This window comes from Nocardia sp. CY41, assembly GCF_009829325.1.
Lineage (GTDB): Bacteria > Actinomycetota > Actinomycetes > Mycobacteriales > Mycobacteriaceae > Nocardia.
Genome location: NZ_VUOS01000052.1, coordinates 1 through 20,251, shown reverse-complemented (window position 1 = coordinate 20,251; position 20,251 = coordinate 1). Strand labels below are relative to the sequence as shown.

32 protein-coding genes are annotated in these 20,251 nt (G+C 67.4%); 28 read left to right on the top strand and 4 right to left on the bottom strand.

The annotated features are described in order from the left end of the window. Positions 1-469: 469 nt before the first annotated feature. Together GVY64_RS34895 and GVY64_RS34890 are read right to left on the bottom strand one after the other, a co-directional pair. Entirely contained in the window at positions 470-1,381 is a 912-nt protein-coding gene (locus GVY64_RS34895; protein ID WP_159850664.1) for a phosphotransferase family protein, read from the bottom strand. Positions 1,382-1,425: 44 nt separating this feature from the next. Then, positions 1,426-2,280: an AAA family ATPase gene (locus tag GVY64_RS34890; RefSeq protein WP_159850662.1), complete on the bottom strand. Its 855-nt coding sequence runs from the start codon at positions 2,278-2,280 to the stop codon at positions 1,426-1,428. Positions 2,281-2,727: 447 nt separating this feature from the next. Between GVY64_RS34890 and GVY64_RS34885 the strand changes: the two genes are divergently transcribed. From GVY64_RS34885 to GVY64_RS34750, 28 genes are all read left to right on the top strand, one after another. Then, positions 2,728-3,246 (top strand): hypothetical protein, encoded by a 519-nt coding sequence (locus GVY64_RS34885; protein WP_159850660.1) that lies wholly within the window; start codon positions 2,728-2,730, stop codon positions 3,244-3,246. After that, positions 3,246-3,617 carry a hypothetical protein gene (locus GVY64_RS34880; protein ID WP_236567494.1) on the top strand — a complete coding sequence of 124 codons (372 nt, stop codon included), beginning with the start codon at positions 3,246-3,248 and terminating at the stop codon, positions 3,615-3,617. Before GVY64_RS34885 ends, GVY64_RS34880 begins: the two co-directional genes overlap by 1 nt. Position 3,618: 1 nt before the next feature. After that, the gene (locus GVY64_RS34875) at positions 3,619-5,343 is read left to right on the top strand and encodes an FtsK/SpoIIIE domain-containing protein (protein WP_159850658.1); all 1,725 of its coding nucleotides are present in this window, start codon (positions 3,619-3,621) and stop codon (positions 5,341-5,343) included. Between the two features lie 115 nt (positions 5,344-5,458). Further along, on the top strand, positions 5,459-5,815 hold the full coding sequence (locus GVY64_RS34870; protein WP_159850656.1) for a hypothetical protein: 357 nt from the start codon (positions 5,459-5,461) through the stop codon (positions 5,813-5,815). A gap of 5 nt (positions 5,816-5,820) precedes the next feature. Then, positions 5,821-6,147, top strand: coding sequence for a hypothetical protein (locus GVY64_RS34865; protein ID WP_159850654.1), 327 nt, complete (start codon positions 5,821-5,823; stop codon positions 6,145-6,147). A 160-nt stretch (positions 6,148-6,307) separates the two neighbouring features. Beyond that, on the top strand, positions 6,308-6,577 hold the full coding sequence (locus GVY64_RS34860; RefSeq protein WP_159850651.1) for a hypothetical protein: 270 nt from the start codon (positions 6,308-6,310) through the stop codon (positions 6,575-6,577). Positions 6,578-6,625: 48 nt separating this feature from the next. Further along, positions 6,626-7,192 carry a WhiB family transcriptional regulator gene (locus GVY64_RS34855; RefSeq protein ID WP_159850649.1) on the top strand — a complete coding sequence of 189 codons (567 nt, stop codon included), beginning with the start codon at positions 6,626-6,628 and terminating at the stop codon, positions 7,190-7,192. Continuing rightward, a complete protein-coding gene (locus tag GVY64_RS34850; protein WP_159850647.1) occupies positions 7,189-7,530 on the top strand; it encodes a hypothetical protein in 342 nt (113 codons plus the stop codon). The genes GVY64_RS34855 and GVY64_RS34850 overlap by 4 nt, the downstream gene beginning before the upstream one ends. After that, entirely contained in the window at positions 7,527-7,844 is a 318-nt protein-coding gene (locus GVY64_RS34845) for a hypothetical protein (RefSeq protein ID WP_159850645.1), read from the top strand. Before GVY64_RS34850 ends, GVY64_RS34845 begins: the two co-directional genes overlap by 4 nt. Beyond that, on the top strand, positions 7,831-8,688 hold the full coding sequence (locus tag GVY64_RS34840; RefSeq protein WP_159850643.1) for a DUF6551 family protein: 858 nt from the start codon (positions 7,831-7,833) through the stop codon (positions 8,686-8,688). The genes GVY64_RS34845 and GVY64_RS34840 overlap by 14 nt, the downstream gene beginning before the upstream one ends. A gap of 46 nt (positions 8,689-8,734) precedes the next feature. Continuing rightward, positions 8,735-9,016, top strand: a complete 282-nt coding sequence (locus GVY64_RS34835; protein WP_159850641.1) for a hypothetical protein — start codon at positions 8,735-8,737, stop codon at positions 9,014-9,016. Continuing rightward, positions 9,013-9,405: a hypothetical protein gene (locus tag GVY64_RS34830; protein WP_159850639.1), complete on the top strand. Its 393-nt coding sequence runs from the start codon at positions 9,013-9,015 to the stop codon at positions 9,403-9,405. The genes GVY64_RS34835 and GVY64_RS34830 overlap by 4 nt, the downstream gene beginning before the upstream one ends. Then, positions 9,387-9,902, top strand: coding sequence for a phage N-6-adenine-methyltransferase (locus GVY64_RS34825; RefSeq protein ID WP_236567493.1), 516 nt, complete (start codon positions 9,387-9,389; stop codon positions 9,900-9,902). The genes GVY64_RS34830 and GVY64_RS34825 overlap by 19 nt, the downstream gene beginning before the upstream one ends. A gap of 100 nt (positions 9,903-10,002) precedes the next feature. After that, on the top strand, positions 10,003-10,749 hold the full coding sequence (locus tag GVY64_RS34820; RefSeq protein ID WP_159850637.1) for a hypothetical protein: 747 nt from the start codon (positions 10,003-10,005) through the stop codon (positions 10,747-10,749). Between the two features lie 154 nt (positions 10,750-10,903). After that, entirely contained in the window at positions 10,904-11,923 is a 1,020-nt protein-coding gene (locus GVY64_RS39320; RefSeq protein WP_159850635.1) for a DNA translocase FtsK, read from the top strand. Positions 11,924-12,079: 156 nt separating this feature from the next. Beyond that, entirely contained in the window at positions 12,080-12,523 is a 444-nt protein-coding gene (locus GVY64_RS34810; protein ID WP_159850633.1) for a hypothetical protein, read from the top strand. After that, positions 12,520-12,888 carry a hypothetical protein gene (locus tag GVY64_RS34805; protein WP_201298301.1) on the top strand — a complete coding sequence of 123 codons (369 nt, stop codon included), beginning with the start codon at positions 12,520-12,522 and terminating at the stop codon, positions 12,886-12,888. The genes GVY64_RS34810 and GVY64_RS34805 overlap by 4 nt, the downstream gene beginning before the upstream one ends. Further along, a complete protein-coding gene (locus GVY64_RS34800; RefSeq protein ID WP_159850631.1) occupies positions 12,885-13,751 on the top strand; it encodes a DUF5131 family protein in 867 nt (288 codons plus the stop codon). Before GVY64_RS34805 ends, GVY64_RS34800 begins: the two co-directional genes overlap by 4 nt. A gap of 175 nt (positions 13,752-13,926) precedes the next feature. Beyond that, positions 13,927-14,166, top strand: coding sequence for a hypothetical protein (locus GVY64_RS34795; protein WP_159850629.1), 240 nt, complete (start codon positions 13,927-13,929; stop codon positions 14,164-14,166). Positions 14,167-14,263: 97 nt separating this feature from the next. After that, positions 14,264-14,548, top strand: a complete 285-nt coding sequence (locus GVY64_RS34790; protein ID WP_159850627.1) for a hypothetical protein — start codon at positions 14,264-14,266, stop codon at positions 14,546-14,548. 32 nt (positions 14,549-14,580) lie between these two features. After that, entirely contained in the window at positions 14,581-15,129 is a 549-nt protein-coding gene (locus GVY64_RS34785) for a DUF4913 domain-containing protein (RefSeq protein ID WP_159850625.1), read from the top strand. A 17-nt stretch (positions 15,130-15,146) separates the two neighbouring features. After that, positions 15,147-15,344, top strand: a complete 198-nt coding sequence (locus GVY64_RS34780) for a hypothetical protein (RefSeq protein ID WP_159850623.1) — start codon at positions 15,147-15,149, stop codon at positions 15,342-15,344. Positions 15,345-15,374: 30 nt separating this feature from the next. Beyond that, positions 15,375-15,758, top strand: a complete 384-nt coding sequence (locus GVY64_RS34775; RefSeq protein ID WP_159850621.1) for a hypothetical protein — start codon at positions 15,375-15,377, stop codon at positions 15,756-15,758. Between the two features lie 250 nt (positions 15,759-16,008). Continuing rightward, positions 16,009-16,689 carry a hypothetical protein gene (locus GVY64_RS34770; protein ID WP_159850618.1) on the top strand — a complete coding sequence of 227 codons (681 nt, stop codon included), beginning with the start codon at positions 16,009-16,011 and terminating at the stop codon, positions 16,687-16,689. A 92-nt stretch (positions 16,690-16,781) separates the two neighbouring features. Then, a complete protein-coding gene (locus GVY64_RS34765) occupies positions 16,782-17,036 on the top strand; it encodes a hypothetical protein (protein WP_159850616.1) in 255 nt (84 codons plus the stop codon). A gap of 96 nt (positions 17,037-17,132) precedes the next feature. Continuing rightward, positions 17,133-17,555 (top strand): hypothetical protein, encoded by a 423-nt coding sequence (locus tag GVY64_RS34760; RefSeq protein ID WP_159850614.1) that lies wholly within the window; start codon positions 17,133-17,135, stop codon positions 17,553-17,555. 149 nt (positions 17,556-17,704) lie between these two features. After that, positions 17,705-18,103 carry a hypothetical protein gene (locus GVY64_RS34755; protein ID WP_159850612.1) on the top strand — a complete coding sequence of 133 codons (399 nt, stop codon included), beginning with the start codon at positions 17,705-17,707 and terminating at the stop codon, positions 18,101-18,103. A 105-nt stretch (positions 18,104-18,208) separates the two neighbouring features. Then, complete coding sequence (locus tag GVY64_RS34750) at positions 18,209-18,496, top strand: hypothetical protein (protein WP_159850610.1); 288 nt, start codon at positions 18,209-18,211, stop codon at positions 18,494-18,496. A 147-nt stretch (positions 18,497-18,643) separates the two neighbouring features. Here the strand turns inward: GVY64_RS34750 and GVY64_RS34745 are convergent, their stop codons facing one another. Both GVY64_RS34745 and GVY64_RS34740 read right to left on the bottom strand, forming a co-directional pair. Further along, positions 18,644-18,841, bottom strand: a complete 198-nt coding sequence (locus GVY64_RS34745; protein WP_159850608.1) for a hypothetical protein — start codon at positions 18,839-18,841, stop codon at positions 18,644-18,646. A 663-nt stretch (positions 18,842-19,504) separates the two neighbouring features. Further along, on the bottom strand, positions 19,505-19,984 hold the full coding sequence (locus tag GVY64_RS34740) for a hypothetical protein (RefSeq protein WP_159850606.1): 480 nt from the start codon (positions 19,982-19,984) through the stop codon (positions 19,505-19,507). Between the last annotated feature and the right edge of the window lie 267 nt (positions 19,985-20,251).

Below are 20,251 nucleotides of genomic sequence, written 5' to 3'. Positions count from 1 at the left end.
ACAACGCCGCCCTCATCTGCCTGGCCCGGCGACGCTGCGACGTCCTCTACGCGATGCTCAAACACGGCGAACTCTACCGATCACCCACGACCTCAGCGGCTTGACGAACACCATAGGGACACCCCCCGGATCGTCAGCGGCAACGTCGACATCACACGGACGATCTGGAACAACGTCGTCACCGGCGCGCTCGCGCTGCTGCTCGGGCTGGGATCGATGTTCCTCGGGATAAGCCGCACCGGACGACTCACCGGCGAGACACCTCCGGCAAGCGCGACTCGAACCCACCGGCCCTCCACAGTCCCGACCGAAACAGCCACACGATAGAGGATTTCGTGTCCGCTCTGCCTGAGGGCGACGAGGATGCCGACAGCTCCTCGACTGAGTCTGCTGGTCGGTGGCCTCGTCGCCCTTGAGCGGAATCACGTCAACGGCGCGCCCACCTGATCAGCCCCGCATACCGGGGACTTCAGAGACCACGCCAGGGTTCGGTCAGTTGGCCGGTGCGCAGTGTGCGGATCCGCTTGTCGTATTCGCTGCGGACGTGCGCGGAGTGATCGACGTTCTGCGACAACCAGCTGACCATCTTCACCTGCTGGATCGCTTGCAGGACCGGCCATCCGGACCAGGTTGTGACGTCGTAGCCGTAGCTACCCGCGAACGCGGCATAGTCGCGTTCGGAGAGCATTCCCATCGACGCTTCGGCCGCGGTCTTGGCCAGATCCCACTCCGCCGGCCCGAACGCGAACGCCTCGAGATCGATCAGCACCGCCTGGCCGTCGTCGGTGATCATGACGTTCTTCACGTGGGCATCGCCGTGCAGCGCGGTCACCGGCAGCTGGAAGGTCAGCGCCTCCAGCTCCTGCTCCAGCTCGCGTACTCGGTGCCGCAAGAAATCGGCGTCGGTGGCCGGGATCGGCGCGGTGGCCAGCCGCGCTGGGACGTGCCCGAATGCCTGCACGGCGGGGAGCGTCAGCCCGGCCGGCTGGTCGAGTTGGTGCAGCTGGTGCAGCAGATCGCCGAGGATGCCGGTTTCGTCGAGGTCGGCTGCCCGCCCCGGGATCAAACGCCAGAACGTGACGGGGTGTCCGTCGATCTCGATGGGCTGGTTCCGATTGCCGATGCCGTAAGTCTGTGCGGCCGGGAAGCGCTGGTCGGCAAGCCAGTTCGCGACCGCGACCTCCTTGGAGGCGTCGTCCCAATGCTGCAGGTTGCGTGCGATGCGGACAACGACCGGCGCCGCTGCCAGCTGGTAGAGCATGTTCTCTCCCAGCCGCAACATGACCGCATGGGCGGGATCCAGCCCGGCTGCCCGGCACGCTGAGATCAGCACTTTGTCGACCATGTCGGGCAGGAACGCGGATGCCGATGAGCGAGCCACGACGTCCAGGCTAGGGGACAGGCCTGAGCCTGCCGAATGCCGGATCACTGCGGCCGGTGCGCTGCGGGGAGGGGCTCGAGGCGGCGCAGGAAGGTCTTCACCTGGGCTTGGATCGGCTCGTCGTCGAGGTTGTTGCCGATGACGGTGTGGGGCCAGGCCGGAGCGAACTGGGCGTCGACGCCGGCGAGGTATTGATCCCAGTGGCCCAGCTTCCAGGTGTCCTTGGCGGCCGCGCGGCGCTCGAGGTGAGTCCGCATCACCTCGGTGCTGCTGGCAACCCAGATCACCGACATGTCGGCTCCCTGTTCGGCCAGCGAGGCGGCTTGGCGCTCGAACCAGGCGCGGTTGGCGAACTGCTCGAGGAACGGTGCGATGGCGATGACGCTCACCCCGTAGGCGATGTTCTCGCTCACCGCGGCCGCCAGACACTGGTACTCGGCAGGTTCGATGACCTCGCGGTAGAGCGCGGATTCCCGATCGGCGATCGTGCTGCCGAGCTGGACGAGTGCCGCGTCCACCACGCTGCGGGTGAGTACTTCCTTGTCGAGGATCGCCCACCTGGTCTCTCGCGCCAGAACCCGGCCGACCTCCGTTTTCCCGCTCCCGGCATAGCCGCCGACGTACACGACCCGCGGCTGCGGCGGCCGCGGCCGGTCACCAGCTGCCGCGGCTCGGTCGGCGACCACACGCCCCGACCGGGGGCGGGTGTGGATGAGCCCCTCGTGCCCGAGCTGATCCATCGCCAGGTTGACCGTCCCGATGCTGACTCCCCATCGCTCGGCGAGCGCTCGGGAAGACGGCAGCTTCTCACCCGGCCGAAGCCGGCCCGACTCGATCTCGGTCCTGAGCTCACGCGCGATCTGCCACCGCCGGCCCTCGCTACTGGTCGATTCAGTCATCCCGGCTGAGCCCTCTCTGATCTGCGCTTGTGAGCAACCAAACGCTATCAGTCCGTGCGAATCAGCGGGCGACAGCGCAGATCGGGGAGCTTGTACCAACAATCTAGATAATGTTCAAGAGTTATATCTGAATAGATCAGTTGCTACGATCTGAATACTATGTGACCCGGATCTCCCCCTTGGAGGGGTGCTCGATGAACTTACAGAATCGACCCGACACGCCCTGGACATCGGGCGAATCATCGCCCGAGCCAGCGCATGCGCGGACAAGTAGCAGCGGCTCGAACATCGTCGACTCGAACGTTCTCCGCTCTCAACTGATCAATTCAGATCGCTGGGCAGCCGGTGAGCTCGCGTTGTGCTGCCGCCGACTCGGCGCTGTCAGCGCAGGGGCTGTTAACCCCTGCCAACTCCCGACACGCCGCCGCGCAGGAAGACGGTGAGGACATGGCTCCGAAACGTTCCTCCGCACCGAGATCTTCACGCCGCGCCACCAAGGCGTCGTCGTGGTGCACGACCGCATTCGTGCTGGTCGGTGTCCCGGTCGGGTTGGGGATCTGCACTCGTCCGATGTGGCCGGCGGGCTGGGCCGATCAGGTCGTGGAAGCCGCTACCCCGGTCGCGGCCGGGGTAGCGGTGGCCACGACGTCAGTCGCGCTGCTGGCGCTGAGCGTCTCGTCCGGTCGCGGCATGCGGCGGCGCCGATGGGCACGCGCGGTCGAACAGGCCGGTCTCACCCGCAGCCGCCTCGGTGAGCAGCTGGTGCCGAAGTTGGTGTCGAGCAGCCGCGAGGGCGGTGAACTCGTGTTGCGGGTGCGGATGCTGACCGGCCAGACCCCGCAGGACTGGGACCGCCGCGCGCAGCGCCTGGCCGCAGAGCTCGGTGCCGGCAAGGCCCGGGTCGCCTGGAGTCCGGAGCGGATCGAAGAGATCGAGCTGCGGCTGACCCGGAAGCAGGCCGCGTAATGGCACGGCTCATGTCGGTCAGCCTGACCGAACCCCAAGTGATCGCCCGGCAGAAGACCGTGACACGGCGGATGGGCTGGCGCATGGCGCGCGTCGGTGACCAGCTCACCCTGTGCCGGAAGGTGATGGGCCGCAAGGCCGGTGAGCCGCTGGTGCGCATCGCCCAAGTCGAGATCACCGCGATCAGCCGCGAACCGCTGGCCGCGATCAGCCAGGCCGATCTCGTGGCCGAGGGCTTCCCGGAGATGACGCCGGCCGAGTTCGTCGCCTTCTTCTGCTCCACCCACCGAGGCTGCCGCCCCGACAGCCTCGTTACCCGAATCCAATGGCGGTACCTCACCGCCGCTGACACCACCGAGGAAGTGGCTTGAGATGGACATCGAACCGGAGTTCATCGCTCCCGTCGCCCTGCTGGGGACCGGGATCGGATTCATGACGATCGCGACCGTGTACAAGACGGCCGAAAACCTGGGTGTGCCAGGGTCGGTCGGTGTCACGCCGCTGCTGGCCGGGGCGGGTGCGCTCGGCGCGCGCGCCGTGTGGTCGCGGTGGTCGGCCAAGACCCAGGTGACCCGCGCCGAGCGGGCTGCTGCCCGGGACTGGGCGGACTGGGTCACCGATTTCCCCGAAGACGTCCAGGAGACGGTGCAGATCCTGTCCACCCCCTGGGATGCGGTGAAGAAGTGGGCCGCACTCGGTTTGGGGCGGTTGCCCGATCCGGCGAACGGCGATCCGGGGGAGTGGCCGCAGCTGGTGCCGTCGCAGAGCTCCTACCCGCCCGACCGCGGCATCATCTCCGTGCCGGTGGGGCTGCGGCTTCGGCTGCGCATGAGCGACGGCCAGGAGCGCCGCCACTACGAGGAGAAGCTCAAGCGCATCGCGGTCGCTCTCGACGCCGACGCCGCTCGCGTCGTCGGCTCCCGGGGGCGTGTGATCTGCCTGGACGTGCGCTACTTCGACCCGATCAAGGACCTGGTGCCCGTTCCGGTCCCCGCCGAGCCGGTCGACCTGAAAAAGCTCAACCCCGGCATGCGCGAGGACGGCGAGCACTGGCTCGTGCCGCTGTTCGAACGCAACATCCTCGGCGTCGGCCTGCCCGGCTCCGGCAAGTCCGGGTTCGTGGCGTCGCTGCTGATGGCCACCGCTCCCGCCGCCCGCGACGGCCTGCTCGTGAACTTGATGATCGACATGAAGTTCGGTGTCGAGGCCGCGCGGATGAAGGGCCTGCTGCACCGCACCGCGACCGATGCGGGCTCGAGCGGGCAGATGCTGGAGTGGCTGCGCTGGACGGTGATCGAGGAACGCGGCCGCGAGATGGAGGCCTTGGGCCTGTCCAAGCACGTCATCACCACCGGTGCCCCGATGTATCACCTGATCATCGACGAGATCGCCGAGCTGCTCGACGACCCGAAGACCCGCACCGACTTCCTGCGGGTGCTGGTGTCGATCGCGCGGCTGGGTCGCGCCCTGGGTGTCTCCATCTCCGGGTACACGCAGCTGGCGAACAAGAAGATCCTCGACATGCTGCGGGATCTGTTCCAGATCCGGATCGGCATGCGCCTGAGCTCGCCGGAGCAGATGGTCATGGTCTACGGCGATCACCACGCCGCCGAGCGTGGCGCCGACAACACCAACATCCCTGACAAGGGCAGCGCCGGCATCGCCTATGTCTTCGACGACTCCAGTTCCCAGATCGTGCGTGTGCGCGCCTACTTCGTCTCCGACGAGAACCTGGCCTGGGCCGCGCAGACCTACCCGCCGTACCCGCACCCGCATGTGCAGGAAGCCGCCGCCCAGGCCGCCGCGGTCGGTGGGCAGCGCGCCGCGGGGGGCAAGCCGGTGGTGTCGATCGACTCCGCGCGTCGTCGCCGAGGTGACGGCGAGATTCCCAACGTCACGGGGTTGTTGCTGGCCGAGATCGACGCCGAGGCCGAGGAATTGAGCAAGAAGATCGGTGACGCCCTGGCCGAGGACCGGCAGCGCGACAAGCGCGAGGGCGCCGACGAGCCGCTCGACGGCATCGATTTCGACGAGCTCGGCGATGACGACCGCAGCGACGGCACCGACGACACCGATGCTGCCGACGAATTCGCCTGAAATCCAAACAACTGGACCGTTAACAGTCTAGACTGTTAAATATCGGTTCCGCCTTGAACTCCCACCCCACAACGGGTGGGCGACCAGAGAAAAAACCAGTTCAGGAAGGCAAATCATGACCCTCACCTTCGATCTCGCCCGCACCCTGCTCGCGCCGCCGACCGCCGCCGAGCAGGCCCTGATCGACACCCTGACCGCCATCTCGTCGACCACCCACCAGTACGCGATCAAACTGCCCAACGGCCGCTGGTGGCGCAAGGTCTCCACCCGCCTCGCCTCCCCGAACCACACCACCCCGACCGTCTTCCACGACCGCGCCCGCGCCGCCGACGAGATGTTCGACATGACCGCCCAGGCCATCGACGACTACGGCCCCAAGGACTACCAGCCGCAGCTGATGGTCCGCGAGGTCGTCATCCGCGGCAACGAGATCAGCACCGGGCCGTGGTACCCGGCCGAAACGGTGCGGTGAACGCCATGACGATCCTGCACCCGTTCCGCCGTCACCGTGACGACGAGCTCGCGCGTCTGCGGGCCGCGCTGGCGGATCGCGACCGGAAACTCGCCGAGCTGGAGCGGCAGCTGGAAGACGCGCTGGATCGGGAGTCGATGCACGTCAACGCCCCCGACATGGAGCGTCTGACCTCAGCCGCGGAGATCGAGCGTTATGGCGCCCCACGCGCCTGCCACCGCGCCGGCCCGGCCGCTCGGCCGCAGCTGAAGGCGTTGGCAGGCAACGTCACCGAGCTGACGATTACCGCCCCGCACATCGAACGCGGCGTGTGGGCGGGGTTCTCGCGATGAACGGTCGTCTGGGTTTCCAGGACATGGCACTGCTCATCGTCGAAGGCGTGCTCGTCCCGGCGCGCAACTGCTCCGCCTTCTGAGTAAACGGGACGCCCCAGCCAGCGTGAACCTGGCTGGGACGTCCCTCAGATCATCTCATCACAGACAGGACGTCCCGATGCGAACCACCACCTCCACCGAGGTCGCGCTCGCCGAGAAGATCGCCGCCAGCGCCCACCAGCTGCTGACGCTGCTGGCCGAACTCGACGACCCCGAAACCCTGATCCAGAAGGCGACTCGCCTGGACTGCGCCGGCACCGCCCTCTACCTCGAGGTACTCGACACCAGCGACCTGCCCATCACCCCGCAGACCCTGATCGACGCCGTGCGCGAGCTCCTGCCCGAGCAGCTGCGCGCCCTCGTCGGCACCGGCCGCGTCCCCCGCTGACCCACGCGGCGATCACCACATCTCACGACCCGAAAGGCCCACACAGTCATGACCATCACCGATATCGACGCCGCCGCCCCCAGCATCGACTGGCGTCATCGGGCGGCCTGCGCCGGACACCCCGACCCCGACCTGTGGTACCCGATCTCCTCGTCCGACCCCGCCACCGAAGCCAAAAGGATCTGCCGGGGCTGCCCGGTCCGCGAGATCTGCGGCATGATCGCGGTCCGCACCAACGAGCAGTACGCCGTCGCCGGCGGATACCGCACCTCCGACGCCGACGAGCGCGAAGAGCTGAAGGCATGGCTGGGATTCGACAGCTCGGCGGCGCCCAAGGTCCGATGCACCGAGTGCGACACGGTGTTCACCACCCGCACTCGGTTCAACACCTGCGAGGACTGCAGAGGCCTCGTCCCGGTCGAAGGGCTCGCCAGCCACATCAACGACCTGCTGAATGCCGGACGCAGCGCGCGCAGCATCGCCGCCAGCGCCGGTGTCGGAGTCTCCACGATCTGCAAGCTCCTCGACAGCGAGGACGGCTGGCAGCACGTGCACAAGACGATCGCCCGCCGCATTCTCGCCATCACCCTCGACGACGCGGACGCCGTGGCATGAACACCAACATCGACGGCGCCGCGCCGCAAGACCCGATCGTGGCCTGCCCCGAGTCTGCCACGCTGCCCGAGCTCGCGGCCGCCGACGCCGGCGCACTGTTCACCGCCGCCTTGCGCCTGGCCGCCGCGGTCGAGGCGGGCTCGATCAACGGGGCTCTGGAGGCCGCGCACCGCGCCCACAGCGCCGCCGCCAACCTCGCCTGCGCGCTCGACGACATCGCAAACGCCGGTGATGACGAGGATCTCGCGTTCGACCTGCTCGAGTTCCAGCGCCGCATCGCCGGTCAGCTCGACACCGCCGTCGCGGCCTTCGACACCAGCACGGAGGTCCTGCCGTGACCAGCGCCCACTCCCCCCGCATCGAGCAGCTGCTCGCCCGCGGCCGTGCCGAACTCGGTCTGGGCGGCGGTCACCGATCGACCCCGAAGCTCGGCGAGATCAGCATCGCTGTCGTCGACCACGGTGACCGCTACATCCTCACCGACTCCCATCCCGATGGGATGCGCGTGCACATCCGCAAACCGGCGACGGCCGAGGCCGTCAACGACGCCGTCCGCGAGGCCATCGCCCACAACAGCGACTGGTTCGCCGACGCATTGACCACGAATCTTCCCATCGACGAAGAGACCGAGACCGATCATGACCACCTCTGACACCACCGCCACCGCGGTCCTGGACCGATCCGACTCCCTTCATTCCTCATCCGTCGACGCGCTGGTGCCGGAGGTCTACATCTCGGCGATCTCGGTGGCCGAGATGTTCGTCGACGCCAGCTATCAGCGCGAGCTCGACAAGCCCCGGGCCCGCGCGATGGCCAAGACATGGGATCGCCGCCTCGTCGGCGTTCTCGACGTCGCTGATCGCGGCGCTGGATCCCTGGCCCGCTACGCGGTGATCAACGGCCAGCACCGCGCCGCAGCCGCCCGTCTGATCGACCCGGACATGGCCCTGGTCGCCAACGTCCACACCGGTCTGACCGTGGCAGACGAGGCTCGGCTGTTCCACGAAATCGACGCCAAGACGCGGCGATTGACCACGTGGGACCGGTGGCGTTCGCGCCGCGCGGCCGCGGACCCGACCGTCGCCGCCATCGAGGACATCGTCGGCGAGGTCGGGCTGACCGTCGCCGAGGCCGCCACGGACGGCGTCGTCCGCTGCACCAGCACCCTCGAGCGGATATACCGCACCGGCGGGAAGCTGCTGCTGGGCAACACCTTGCGGCTGATCGTCGATGTCTGGGGCCGCCGCCTCGATGCCGTCGACGCCCCGCTGGTCGCCGGCGTGGCCCTCATCCTGCGCAGCTACGAGCAGCATCTCGACCACGACCGCTTCGGCGATGTCCTCGTCGACCTCGCGCCCCGCCAGGTCAAGGCCCGCGCGATGGCGCTGAAGGAGACCGAGAAAGGCCAGAACGGTGCGCTCGTCGCTCTGGTGATGATCGGCGCCTACAACTCCTCGCGCGGCCCGAAGCTCAACCGCGACGAACTGCGTCGCTGACCTCCACCCCATGTCGTCCAGGGAATCCGCACCCAAGGAGGAATCCGTGAAATCACTGCACCGCCAACGTCATTCGCGTATGGCTTCGGCGGCCGCGCCCACCCGGCAGCACCACCGGCTGCAGCTGGCGCCGCGAGAGACCGACACCACCGGCCGTCAGCTGTTCAGCGGGTCGTGCAGCTGCGGCGAGATGACCCCGACCCCGAGCTGGGGAACCGACGAAATCCACCACGCGCACACCCTCCACACCCAGATGCACACCGCCTTGCTCGAGCTGCGCCGCATCAACGGCCCCGCCGAGCAGTACAGGAAGGACAACAACCGATGATCGCGATGTACCGGTTCCGCCGCTGGGTCCGGCGCGAGGCCGCCGCCGCGCGCCGCGAACCCGACACCATGGCCCGCCACGCCCAGACCGAGGCCCTCGAGCCCGAATCCCTGCGTTCTGTCACCCTCCGTGACCGCGTCGGCGGCCCCTGGTGGTTGTTCGGCCTGTGGGGGCCGCTGCGCACCGTCGATATCTCCACCGGCTGCCCCCGCTGCGGCGAACCTCGCGGCGTCCCGCGCTGGCGCGGCCGCGTCCAGACCTGGACCAACCCCTGCGGGCACCGCGACCGGCCGCGGATGGTCATCACCGAGGCCGACCAGATCATCCTCGGCGCCCGTGTCGACGCCAACGTCCAGCGCATCCTCGCGCAGTGGCCAGCGGAATCATGACCCTGACCAGCATCGGTGGCCACCATTCGACCCGCGCCGGGTCGAATGTGTGGCTCACCCCGCCGGGGATCCTCACAGCGCTCGGCCCTTTCGACCTCGACCCGTGCGCAGCCATCGACCGGCCATGGGATACCGCACGCCAGCACATCGCCCCACCGGACGACGGCCTCGCCGCCGACTGGACCGGGCGGGTCTGGCTGAACCCGCCCTACGCCGCCGTCGACCGCTGGCTGTCCAAGCTCGCCGAGCACGGCCAGGGAACCGCGATCGTGTTCGCGCGCACCGAGACCCGCTGGTTCATCAACGCCGTGTGGGAACGCGCGACCGCTGTGTTCTTCCTGCACGGACGCCTGCACTTCTACCTGCCCGACGGCTCCCGAGCAGCCGGAAACGCCGGCGCGCCATCTTGCCTGGTTGCCTACGGAGCCCTCGATGCCTCCCGGTTGGCGACCTGCGGGTTGGCGGGCAGGTTCGTCCGGCTCAGGGAGGCGCCATGAGCCTGCAGACGGACATCGAACGATTCGCCACACCGGCGCGCGCGACCACCGCCGCATAAATCCCCCAACCCCGGAAGAAAACCCAACCCAGGAGGAAGAAATGGCTTTGATCAGTCTCGAGATCCGGTGGAGCGACGGTTCCCCGATCACCATCACCGCCGAGCAGGTGACCGCGCATTTCGCAATCGCGCCCACGCTCACCGCCCGCCAGGACGGCACCCTCACCTTCGCCGACCACGGCCGCTCGCTGACCCACATCCCCACCGGGCTGCTGGTCACTCGCTCCGGATGGCTGGACCTGCGCCGCTACGCCACCGAGCTGGAGAAACTGCCCATCGACTGGGCCACACTCACCCACGCCTCCGACCTCACCGCCGAGCAGGCACAGCAGGTTCGCGCGGTCAGCGACCGGCTGATGGCCGAAGACGACACCAGCTGGCCGTGGCCGGAATGGGTGGGCGACGAATCCCGGCCCGCGCTCTCACTTCTGGCCACCGAGATCGACCAGGAGCTCAAGTTCACCGACCGCTACGACTTCATCACCACAGTGACGAAGTCCCTGCGCGCCGACCACCCCGATCTGGCCCGCACCGTCGATGACCATCTGCGGGCAGCACTCATCGGCCGTCACGTCACCGGATACGGCCTGGTCTACCTTCTGTCGGTCCTGCACCGCGTCGACCCGGCCGAGGCCGACCGCGCCGCCCGCAACCTCGTCGGCGCATGGGAGGACGGCAGCTCGATGGACGAGTGGCTGTTCCAGTGGCGCACCGAGCTCGCCGAAGGCGTTCCGCTGACCCTGCACGAATTCCCCGACCTCCCGCTGCTCGAGCAGGCGGCCGTTTGATGCGCAGGACCACCACGCTGAGGTGCCTGTGCGGCGCACAACTCGACGAAGTCGACACCGACACCGGAATCTCGATCGCCTGCAGCGACTGCGGAAGCGCCGAGGCGTGGCCTGAACACACCACCGACATCATCGACCTCGATCGGACCGAATCATGACCACCGTCAAAGTCGGCACCACCGACCTCCGCCACGCCCTCAACGCTGTGCGCGTGCACGCCTGCGCCGACAGCGAGATCCCGCCCATCCACCGAATCCGACTCGCCGTCGACCGGCAGAACATCGTTGTCACAGCGACCGACATGTTCACCGCCGGCCTGGCCATCGCGTCGGTCTTGGACAGCGCCGACGAACCCGGGCAGTACCCGTGCACCGTCGACATCGCACCCTCCGACATCAAGAACATCCTGCAGATCTTCACCGCGGGCAAGGAGAAGAGCGACACCCCGGAATTCGAGCTGCGCCTGGACATCACCAAGGACAGGATCACCATCACCGACTGCTCCGGCCTGATCGACGGACACGCACTGACCGTGCCGCGCATGCCCACCGATGGCGGCACTCTGTGCACCATCCCCGGCCTCATCGCCCGCCAGCACGGCAGCGATGCCACACAGCTCACGGACATGTCGGTCGGGGGTGAGATGCTGGCGCGCTTCAGCGCCGCGTCCAACGCCTACGGCCAGGCACTCGACATCGAGGCGCACTCGGCCAGCCGCGCCCTGCTGATCCGCTGCGGGGAAAGCTTTCTCGGCCTGATGATGCCGCGCCAGCTCCTCGACCGCGACCGCGACGACCGCCGGGAATGGTCCGCCGGATGGGACCGCCGCCTGCCTGACATCGTCGCCGCGGCCGAGGCCGAGCGCATCGAGCAACACGCCCAGGTCGACATCGTCGACCTCGACGCCGACGAGATCGGCGACGACCGCGACATGTTCCTGCGTGCGGTCGATCTCGTGGTCCGGTCGCAGTTCGGTGCGGTGTCGATGCTGCAACGCCGGATGCGGATCGGGTTCGCCAAGGCCGCACGCCTGCTGGATCTGATGGAGCAGGCCGGCATCGTCGGCCCGAAACCTGAAGGGACCGCGGCGCGCGAGGTACATGTGCGTGCCGAAGACCTGGATTCGCTGCTGGCCGATCTGCGTGCCAGCGAACAGGACGGCGGCGACCGATGACCAAACGCCGCGCCGAACACGGCTTGCTGAACTCGGTCGGATCCGCCTCGATCATCGTCCGCCGATACGCCGCCGATCTTCCAGAGGTGTCCCATGGCTGAAGTCCTGCATCTGCCGCCCGCAGTGTGGCATTGCGACCGGAATTTCGACCGCCTGGTGAACGCCGATCTGCGCGACAGCCGCGGCATCGGAACGCAATACGCGGTGCTTCGCAGGAAGGAGAACCGCGTCCGTTGGCTGCACACACTCCTCAGCATTCGCCAGTCGATCATTTCGCAGAGCGCGCAGGACAACGCCCGGCTGCGGTCGCATCCCGACCGAACCGCTGGTGGAAGGCCGTCGAAGGCCTACGTCGCCGCCAAGAGCGAGATGGCCGACCGGAGGGCGAAACGGGAACGGGTGATGCGTGTGGTGAACGAGCGGATCGGGGAGGCGCGGCGGCTGATCGGTGCTGCTCCGATCGCGCGAAGCACTGCCGGTGCGATCGTCTGCCAGCTGCTCGAAGCCGATGCGTTTCTTCACGACGGTGACGTGGGAGAAGCGCGGCAGATGCTCGCCGGACTGGTTCGCGCCCTGAACGGAGAGGAGGCAGCGTCGTGACCAGTAGCAACCGTCCGCCCGTGGTCACGCTGTGCGGCAGCATGCGGTTCTTCGACCTGATGCTGGCGACCGCTGCCGAACTCACCGGCCGCGGAGAGATCGTGCTCGCCCCGTTCGTCGTCGTCGACGCCGGCGATCAGGACAGCACCGCCAAGGCCGCGCTCGATGAGCTGCACCGCCGCAAGATCGACCTCGCCGACCGCATCGTCGTCGTCACCGACCACACCCGGTACCACGGCGAATCCACCCGCGCCGAAATCGCCTACGCCACCGAGCACGGCAAACCCGTCGACTGGGCCATCCACACCCCCAGTACGAGCACGTGCACCACAGCAGCTGCCACACAAGCGCGGGGGTCGGAATGACTTCCACGAGCATCGAGTGGACCGAGGTCACCTGGAATCCGGTCACCGGCTGCGATCGGATCAGCGCCGGATGCGACAACTGCTATGCGCTGAAGATGGCCAGGCGGCTCAAAGCGATGGGCGCGGCCAAGTACCAGAAAGACGGCGATCCGCGAACCAGTGGCCCAGGATTCGGTATCGCAGTTCACGAGGACGCGATGACCGAGCCGTTGCGGTGGCGGTCGGCGCGCCTGGTCTTCGTCAACAGCATGTCCGACATCGCCCATGCCCGTGTTCCGCGTTGGGCGCAGGCGTCGATCTGGGCTGTGATGGCGCTGACGCCTCGGCATCAGTATCAGATCCTGACCAAGCGCTCCAAGCGCCTGGCCACATTGTTGACCGACCCCGCCTTCTATGCCGAGATCACCGACGCCATCCACAAGATCCTGGATCAGTTCGACGGCCGATTGCCGGTCGAGGACGTGGATGCGGCGATGCGGTGGGCCGATCCTCGTCAACGGCTGCGTGGTGAAATCCCAGCTCCGCTGCCGAACGTGTGGATCGGGACATCGATCGAAACGGACGACTACTGCTGGCGCGCAGACGAACTGCGGCGGACCCCGGCCGCGATCCGGTTCCTGTCGTGCGAGCCGCTGCTGGGGCCACTGCCCAGCCTGGACCTCGCCGACATCGACTGGGTGATCGTCGGCGGCGAATCCGGACACAGGTTCCGGCCGCTGGATCTCGACTGGGTGCGTGACCTGCGGGACCGCTGTGTGCAGCGTCGCATCAGCCTGTTCTTCAAGCAGGTCGGGGGCATCCGCCCGAAGGCCGGCGGCCGGTTGCTGGACGGGCGGACCTGGGACGAGATGCCCAGTCGCTGACGGGGTCTCAGGGTCCGCAGCGGCGTGAACCCGCTGCGGACCCGGCTCCGCCGAAAACGCACAGACCATTTATAGACTGATAACAGTTTAAACTGTTAGAGTTGGTTGTGGCGGAACGGACATCGTGAACATGCCCGATCCGCCCATCACTCCCAAACGGAAAGGGCGCCACCCCATGCAGGATCCCACCAACATCGAGTTGACTCCGGAAATCCTCGAGCGCAACCGGAAGCTGGTCGCCCAAGCCCCGGCCATGATCAAACGCAACCGCGAGCTGATCGCCCAGCTGCTCGAAGTGGCGGATCTGCCACCGGCCCCGACCGGCGACGACCCGGCCGCCAGTGCCCGGACCCGTCGGTCTCGGGTCGCGGCGCGTGAGCAGCGCACCCGCGCCGACATCGTGAGAAGCCGATGAACGGCACCGCGTCACGCCCCTAACCCCCAGACCCCGGTGCCGCCCCGCTGCGATGGGGCAGAGGGCGGCACCGGTCACCAATCCGAAAAGGCGAACCATGACCGCGAAATACGTTCTGAGCATCACCCCCACCGAGCAGGGGTACGAGAACAACCCGGCCTGGAAATTGGGAACCGCGATCAGCGTCTACAGCCGCCAGGAGCTGGATACGCGACTGGCCGCCGCGAAGGCCGCGGAGCGCGCCGGTGAAATCTCCGCCGTCAGCGTACGCGCACTCACCCACGCTGAGCAGCTCGAAGCCGAGCGCTGCCGCCGCCTGCACGTGCGGCGGCAGCAAGAACGCGCTCGCGCGCAGCAGCGCTCCCACAGCCGCGAGCGGTGACCCACAACGCAGCTGAAGAAGGAGAGACCACCATGCCCATCACCAGCCAGGATCTTGTCGCCAACCACCTCGAGGCGGTGGTACGCGCCGCCCAGGCCCGCATCGATCGCTACCACGCTCCCGAAGCTCCCGTCTGGGAGACGGAACCGGCGCTGGCCGTACAGGATCTGGCCGAGATCCTGCGTGGCATCCGATTCACACCGACGTTCCCGTCGCTGGGGCGGTTCGTCGACGACTTTCTTGCCAAGCGCCACGCACGGCAAGTCACCGACATCAACGAGGTCGTGTGGTGCCCCGAGTGGTGGCAGCACGCCGAGGCCCTCTGGAAATTCGGCCTGTTGTGGCAGGGCTACGAGCATGTCCGCGCCACCGGTGGCCCGCTGGAGATGAGCGATTTCGCACTCCACCACATCGACCCGCACATGCGGGAGATGTTCGACCCGAGGGGCCCATTCAAATTTTGCAGCGTCCGCCACGGGCACAAAGACATGCTCAAGCCCCTGCCCAGCCGCATCGACAAAGCCCCAGACGGGCTTTTCGCCGGTCCTCCGACCACCACCGCCACGCTCACCGTGGCCTGAAGAGAAGGAAACCAGTGATGGATCACGAGAAATTCATGCGAGGGCACGAGAAGCGGATGGCCCGCATCGATGCTCGCATGCAGCGCATCGCCGAACTCGCCAAGGAGGCGAAGGCCAAGCAGCTGGCGCGCGACGAATGGTACCGAGCTCTGCGAATCCGCCAAGGGCGATCACCTGAGCCCCGCATACCGGAAATCAGCCCCCGCGAGCGATAGGCGGACCCGGTCACCACTGAAGGATTCAAAATGACCACCACCACCGACTATCCGTACGTCACCACCGTGCACCGTCCCGGACTGCCGGACGTGCACCTCGGATTCGCGTTCGCGCACCAGGCCGAGCATGCAACCTGGTCGCTCACCAGCGACTTCGTCAACACCGCGCACGTGCAGGGAACCACCGTTACCTGGTCATCGACCCCTGACGGTGTGTCCGCACTACCTCCGGTGCCGACCGATCCCTACACGTTGGCCGAGCTGATCGCCACCGAAGGCGACGACCAGCCGATCGAGCACGCTTTCCCCGATCTGTTTTCGCGGCTGAAGGCGCAGCAGGGCTACGAAGCGGCGGCGCAGATCTGGCGTGCGGCCTGCTACCAGCTGGACAGCGACGAGTTCGAGGAGGACTGACCGATGCCTTTCCCGGCAAATTCGACAGACCACGTCGTGAAGCCGAACCCCACGTGCCCGTTGTGTGCGCCGAGTTGGCCGCCCGCCCGGCGCGCGCGGCGGATCCGCATTCGCCCGGCCACCGCGGCGGCTGTCGCTGTCGTCGGCGCGGCGGCTGGGTATGCGCTCGGCTACACCCACGGCTGGAATGCCTTCTGACGATGGCGCGATCCGCTTGACCTGCACATCTCCTCAACTCGAAAGGTTTTCCGTGTCATCTACTGCCGCTTCTCCCCTGGTCTTCGTCGACATCGAGACCACCCATACCGATCCGGGTCTGCGCCGGCCGTGGGAGATCGCGCTGATCCGCCGTGAACCCAACGGCTGGCAGAAGCAGATCACGATCCTGATCGAAGACGTAGACCTGTCCCACGCCGATCCCCGCGCGCTCGATGTCGGGCGCTTCTACGACCGGCACCCGCAGTACGCGCCGACGCCACCGCTGGTGCGCGGCACCCCGCCCCCGTCGATCACCTGCACCGGAGAAGACGACGTCTTCTACCTGACGGAGGCCACCGCGGCCGCCGTCGTCGACGACTGGACCGCTCCCAGCGCCAACGGGCGAGCCCGGTTCGCGGGCTACAACGTCTGGTTCGACGCGGACACCCTGGACGCGATGCTGCGCCGTCATCGACGTCTGCCGCGGTGGGACTACCACCTGATCGACGTGGGCAACATGGCCGCAGGCCGCCTCGGCATCACCGAGCCGATGCGCAGCTACGAGCTGTCCCGCGCGACCGGCGCCGAACCCCCGAGCGAAGCCGAGCAACACACCGCACTCGGCGACGCCCGATGGGTGATGCGGTGGTGGGACCAACTCACCTCCCCCGTTCCCGACGATCACGGGTCAACGGCCACCGAGCACGTCGCATGGGAGGCGGCCACCCGCTGACCGCGCCCTGCCAGTCCTGTCGGTGTCCCGAGAGAGGATCACCGCGAGCCAGGACGGCACCGACCCCCCGAAACGATAGAGAGGCAACGACAATGAGCACATCTGCCAGTCAGACCGTCGAAGACCTGGCCACCGACGCTTATATCGCGCTCCAGGAAGCTCAGGAAGCCGTGGAACGGCTCGCCGCCCGCATAAACGCGCTGGCAAGCCACCCCGACGAACCAGAGGTCTACTGGGCGCGAGAGGCCGCGGAAGCGGCAACCAAATCGCTCGACAACGTCGGGGCGGCACTCCCGCCGGACGGCCTGTACAAGAAGACCGGAGAAACGTGGGCGGCGTCGCAATAGCCCCCTGCTGAGTCCTCAACGGCCTTCGAATGGCGGGCCGGGGACGCTTTCACCGTCCCCGGCCCGCTCACCATCATCACAAGCTCAAGGAGCGAAATGGACATCACCCCAACTTCCGGGCCGTGCTTGCTCGAGCACAGCCCGGACACCGGATTGGCCCCGTCGCGGACGATCTGCACCGACCTGCGTAGCGCGCTCGCGCTGGCCGTGCAGACCGTCGAGCCGGGGCCGTCTGAGGTGTGGCCGGACGAATGGCCTTGCGAATCGGTGAAAATCACCTGTGCCCGCGCGGACGGCAGCCTGCCCGACCCCGACCTGTGGGTATCCGGCCCGACACTCCACGTGTACAAGCAGCTGCTTACCTGGGCCGCGGATGCCTCGGTGCCGGATCTGGTGGCCGCGCTGACCGGCGAGACCAACCCGTCCGTGAACGACCTGCGCGCCGCAGTGGCCGATCCGATCCGGCTGGCCGCTGCACTGCGCGCGACTCACGGCCACACGTGGACAGAGCAGCAGTGACGGCGTGGTCGTAGAGACCGCCAGGCGTCAGCAGTGACCAACCTGAAGGCGAAAGGCCGGGGGCGTTCCCGCTCCCGGCCTTGCTTGTCGGCCGAACTTGTCGGTGCGACAGGCGGAAAATAGACGATTAGCGAAAGGACCGAGCGATTATGTCGACCTGCCGATTCCCGATCGTGAATGACGGAAAACTGATAGGCGCATGTGGAGGCGGGGTCCCCGTCGACGCGGAGCCGGTCAACGGGCGCGTGCCGATGCTGTGCGGCCGTGTCGTGTCCGGGATCCGTCACGACCTGAAAACCCTGCGCCTGTGGCGTTCGGAGGTCGACGGCCTGGCGCTGCACCAGTTCGTCGCTGCGCTCAAGACCGCAGAGGATCAGATGGTCGTCGCGCGTGAGGTGCTCGATGTCTGGCGTGACGAGCTTGTCGGTGGCGGGGAGATCTCGAGCGAACCGGGAGACGATGTCGCGCACCATCTGGCCGACGCCATCCGATCGATACGTGCCAGCCGCGCTGTTTTGGAAACCGACTGCGGATATAACGTGCGCTGACGATGCGGCGGGGTCGCGACCAACTCACCACAGAACCGACCACATAGACTGATAAAAGGCTGACAGTCTATAATCCGGGTATGACTGAACGGACGGACAAAACCGATGTCTAGCGGCGAACGCGCCAAGACTTCAGCAGTGGAGGACCGGTCCGACTGGCTGACATGGACGCTGAAGATGCCGCCCGAGCAGAGCGATCACTGGAACGACCTGCTGGCCAAGCTGGCCAAGCAGGCCGGACTGCGTGTGCGCACCAGCGGCCGCGCCAGCACCCGCAGCGTCGGCAGCATCAGCCGACGCGACATGGTCGAGGCCCTGGTCGAGCTGGCCGAGCACGACTCGGCGGTCTGGGACCTGCTCGTCGACAAGATCCGGGTCTGGGAGCCGCGATAAGCCGCGGCAGCTTGAGATCCGCCACGGGCCCGAAGCGATACGCTCCGGGCCCGTTTTGCGTGGCAGGACGTACGGCAGCCCCGGGAGCCGGTCTCCAGGGCGTGCCTCCTGGGTTGTTCTCGCCCTGCCGCTGGGATTCAGGGCGTGTCAGCGGAGGCTGCGAAGGCCATCGGGGTGCTGCGTGTATGTGATGAGTTGCCAGAATCCGGGCGAGTAGATCCGGACACCGTGGGTCTTGCTCTGGACTTTGAGAACGCCGGATTCGTAGATGTGGAACTGATCGTCGTCGCCGAAGCTGATCCCTGCCGGAGATGTGTCCTCGGGCGTGTGCACAGTGAAAGCCATACCGCGAATTGTGAACGCGGACACCGACACACCCCCGATCCGGCCGGGCAAGCCCTCCCCTTCGTAGGTCGGCAACATCGGACCGCAGCCGTCGGACGAGCACCATGGACGCGACTTCGGCCCCGGTGCAGGATCCGGGGCCGAAGCGGTAGTGAGGCGAACTTCCTCGACGGGATATCGAGGCCGCGTCGACGTTACCCCTGCTGACCTGGGGTGACTGGTAGCTCTGCCTCGGGTGTCGCGGCCGACGATAGGTGCTTGACATGTCACGGTGTAGTGGCAGGCTGCTGGGTGAGGTCGGGGTCTGAAGCGTTGGAGTTCGGGCACTGGCCGGGGCATCGCAGGTTCGGCCGGGACGCCAGGGCTGGGCCTGCGATGTCGTGTGCGCGGGCATGACACGCGTGAATTGCGGTACCGGGCCTCGGGGTGAGCGTGGCTGTAGTGTCTGCGGCTGTCACGAACATCCATCCCTGCGGTCATCGTGACAGCGCTCGAGGGGCGGGCACCCCCGAGTCCCGCTCACTCCTTTGCTGGGCGGGTCTGCGGGTGTCGCCCCCCGGGTGTCTCCCGGCGTGAACCATGTTCCCCACGCGGCGATGGGCAGGCCCGCCCGAAACCTCACCCACCGAGGCGGGCCTAACGCTGGCCTGGGCTCGAGTAGTCCTACGACTGCCATTCCGGGGCGTCGACCGGGTCGCGGGAGTACCAATGTCCCGTCCAGGCCCGACCCGAGTCCCGCGCGGCGAAGAAAGCATCGTCGTCGTCGAGGTCGGGAGAGTGGGCGAACACTATCCCTCCGCTGTGGAATCGGCGGGCGCGCACGACTGTCCGAGCTTCTCTCTCGGCCCAGTACATCCGATCCGCGGTCCACCACTGCTGCGCGGTCCATCCCCCGACGATCTCGCCGTGCTCATCGATCGGCGGATAGCACATCTGGTAGACGAACCGTGCGGTAGTCGGGTTGCGCTCGTACAGCCATTGGATCCACGCGGGCACCACCGGGTAGAGCGCGTGGGCGGCGCGGGCGGCGAATCCGCTGTGTGCGGTCGGGCTGCCGGGGTCGCGCTGCGCCGCCGCTGTCACTCGGCCGAGGGCGGCGGAATCCATTCGGGCACTGCGCCGCTTCCGATTCCGAGACGTCATAGCAGACGACTATAAGGATGCTGCGATGCCGGAGCGGGGACATCGGCTCGAATGGTCACCCCGGGCACCGACAGGAACCACGGTTCGGCGCCGGGTCTGTCGAGTCGGTGCCCGCCCGGTTCAGTCACTGGTCGGGCGGCGGCGCAGCGTCACCAGCGCGACGGTGCACAGGATCGCCAGCGCGACCATCGCGGTGATCATCAGCACGTTCTTGAGGGTGGACTCTCTGGTGACGGCGGGAAGGGTGATCGCCGGGATCACCGATCC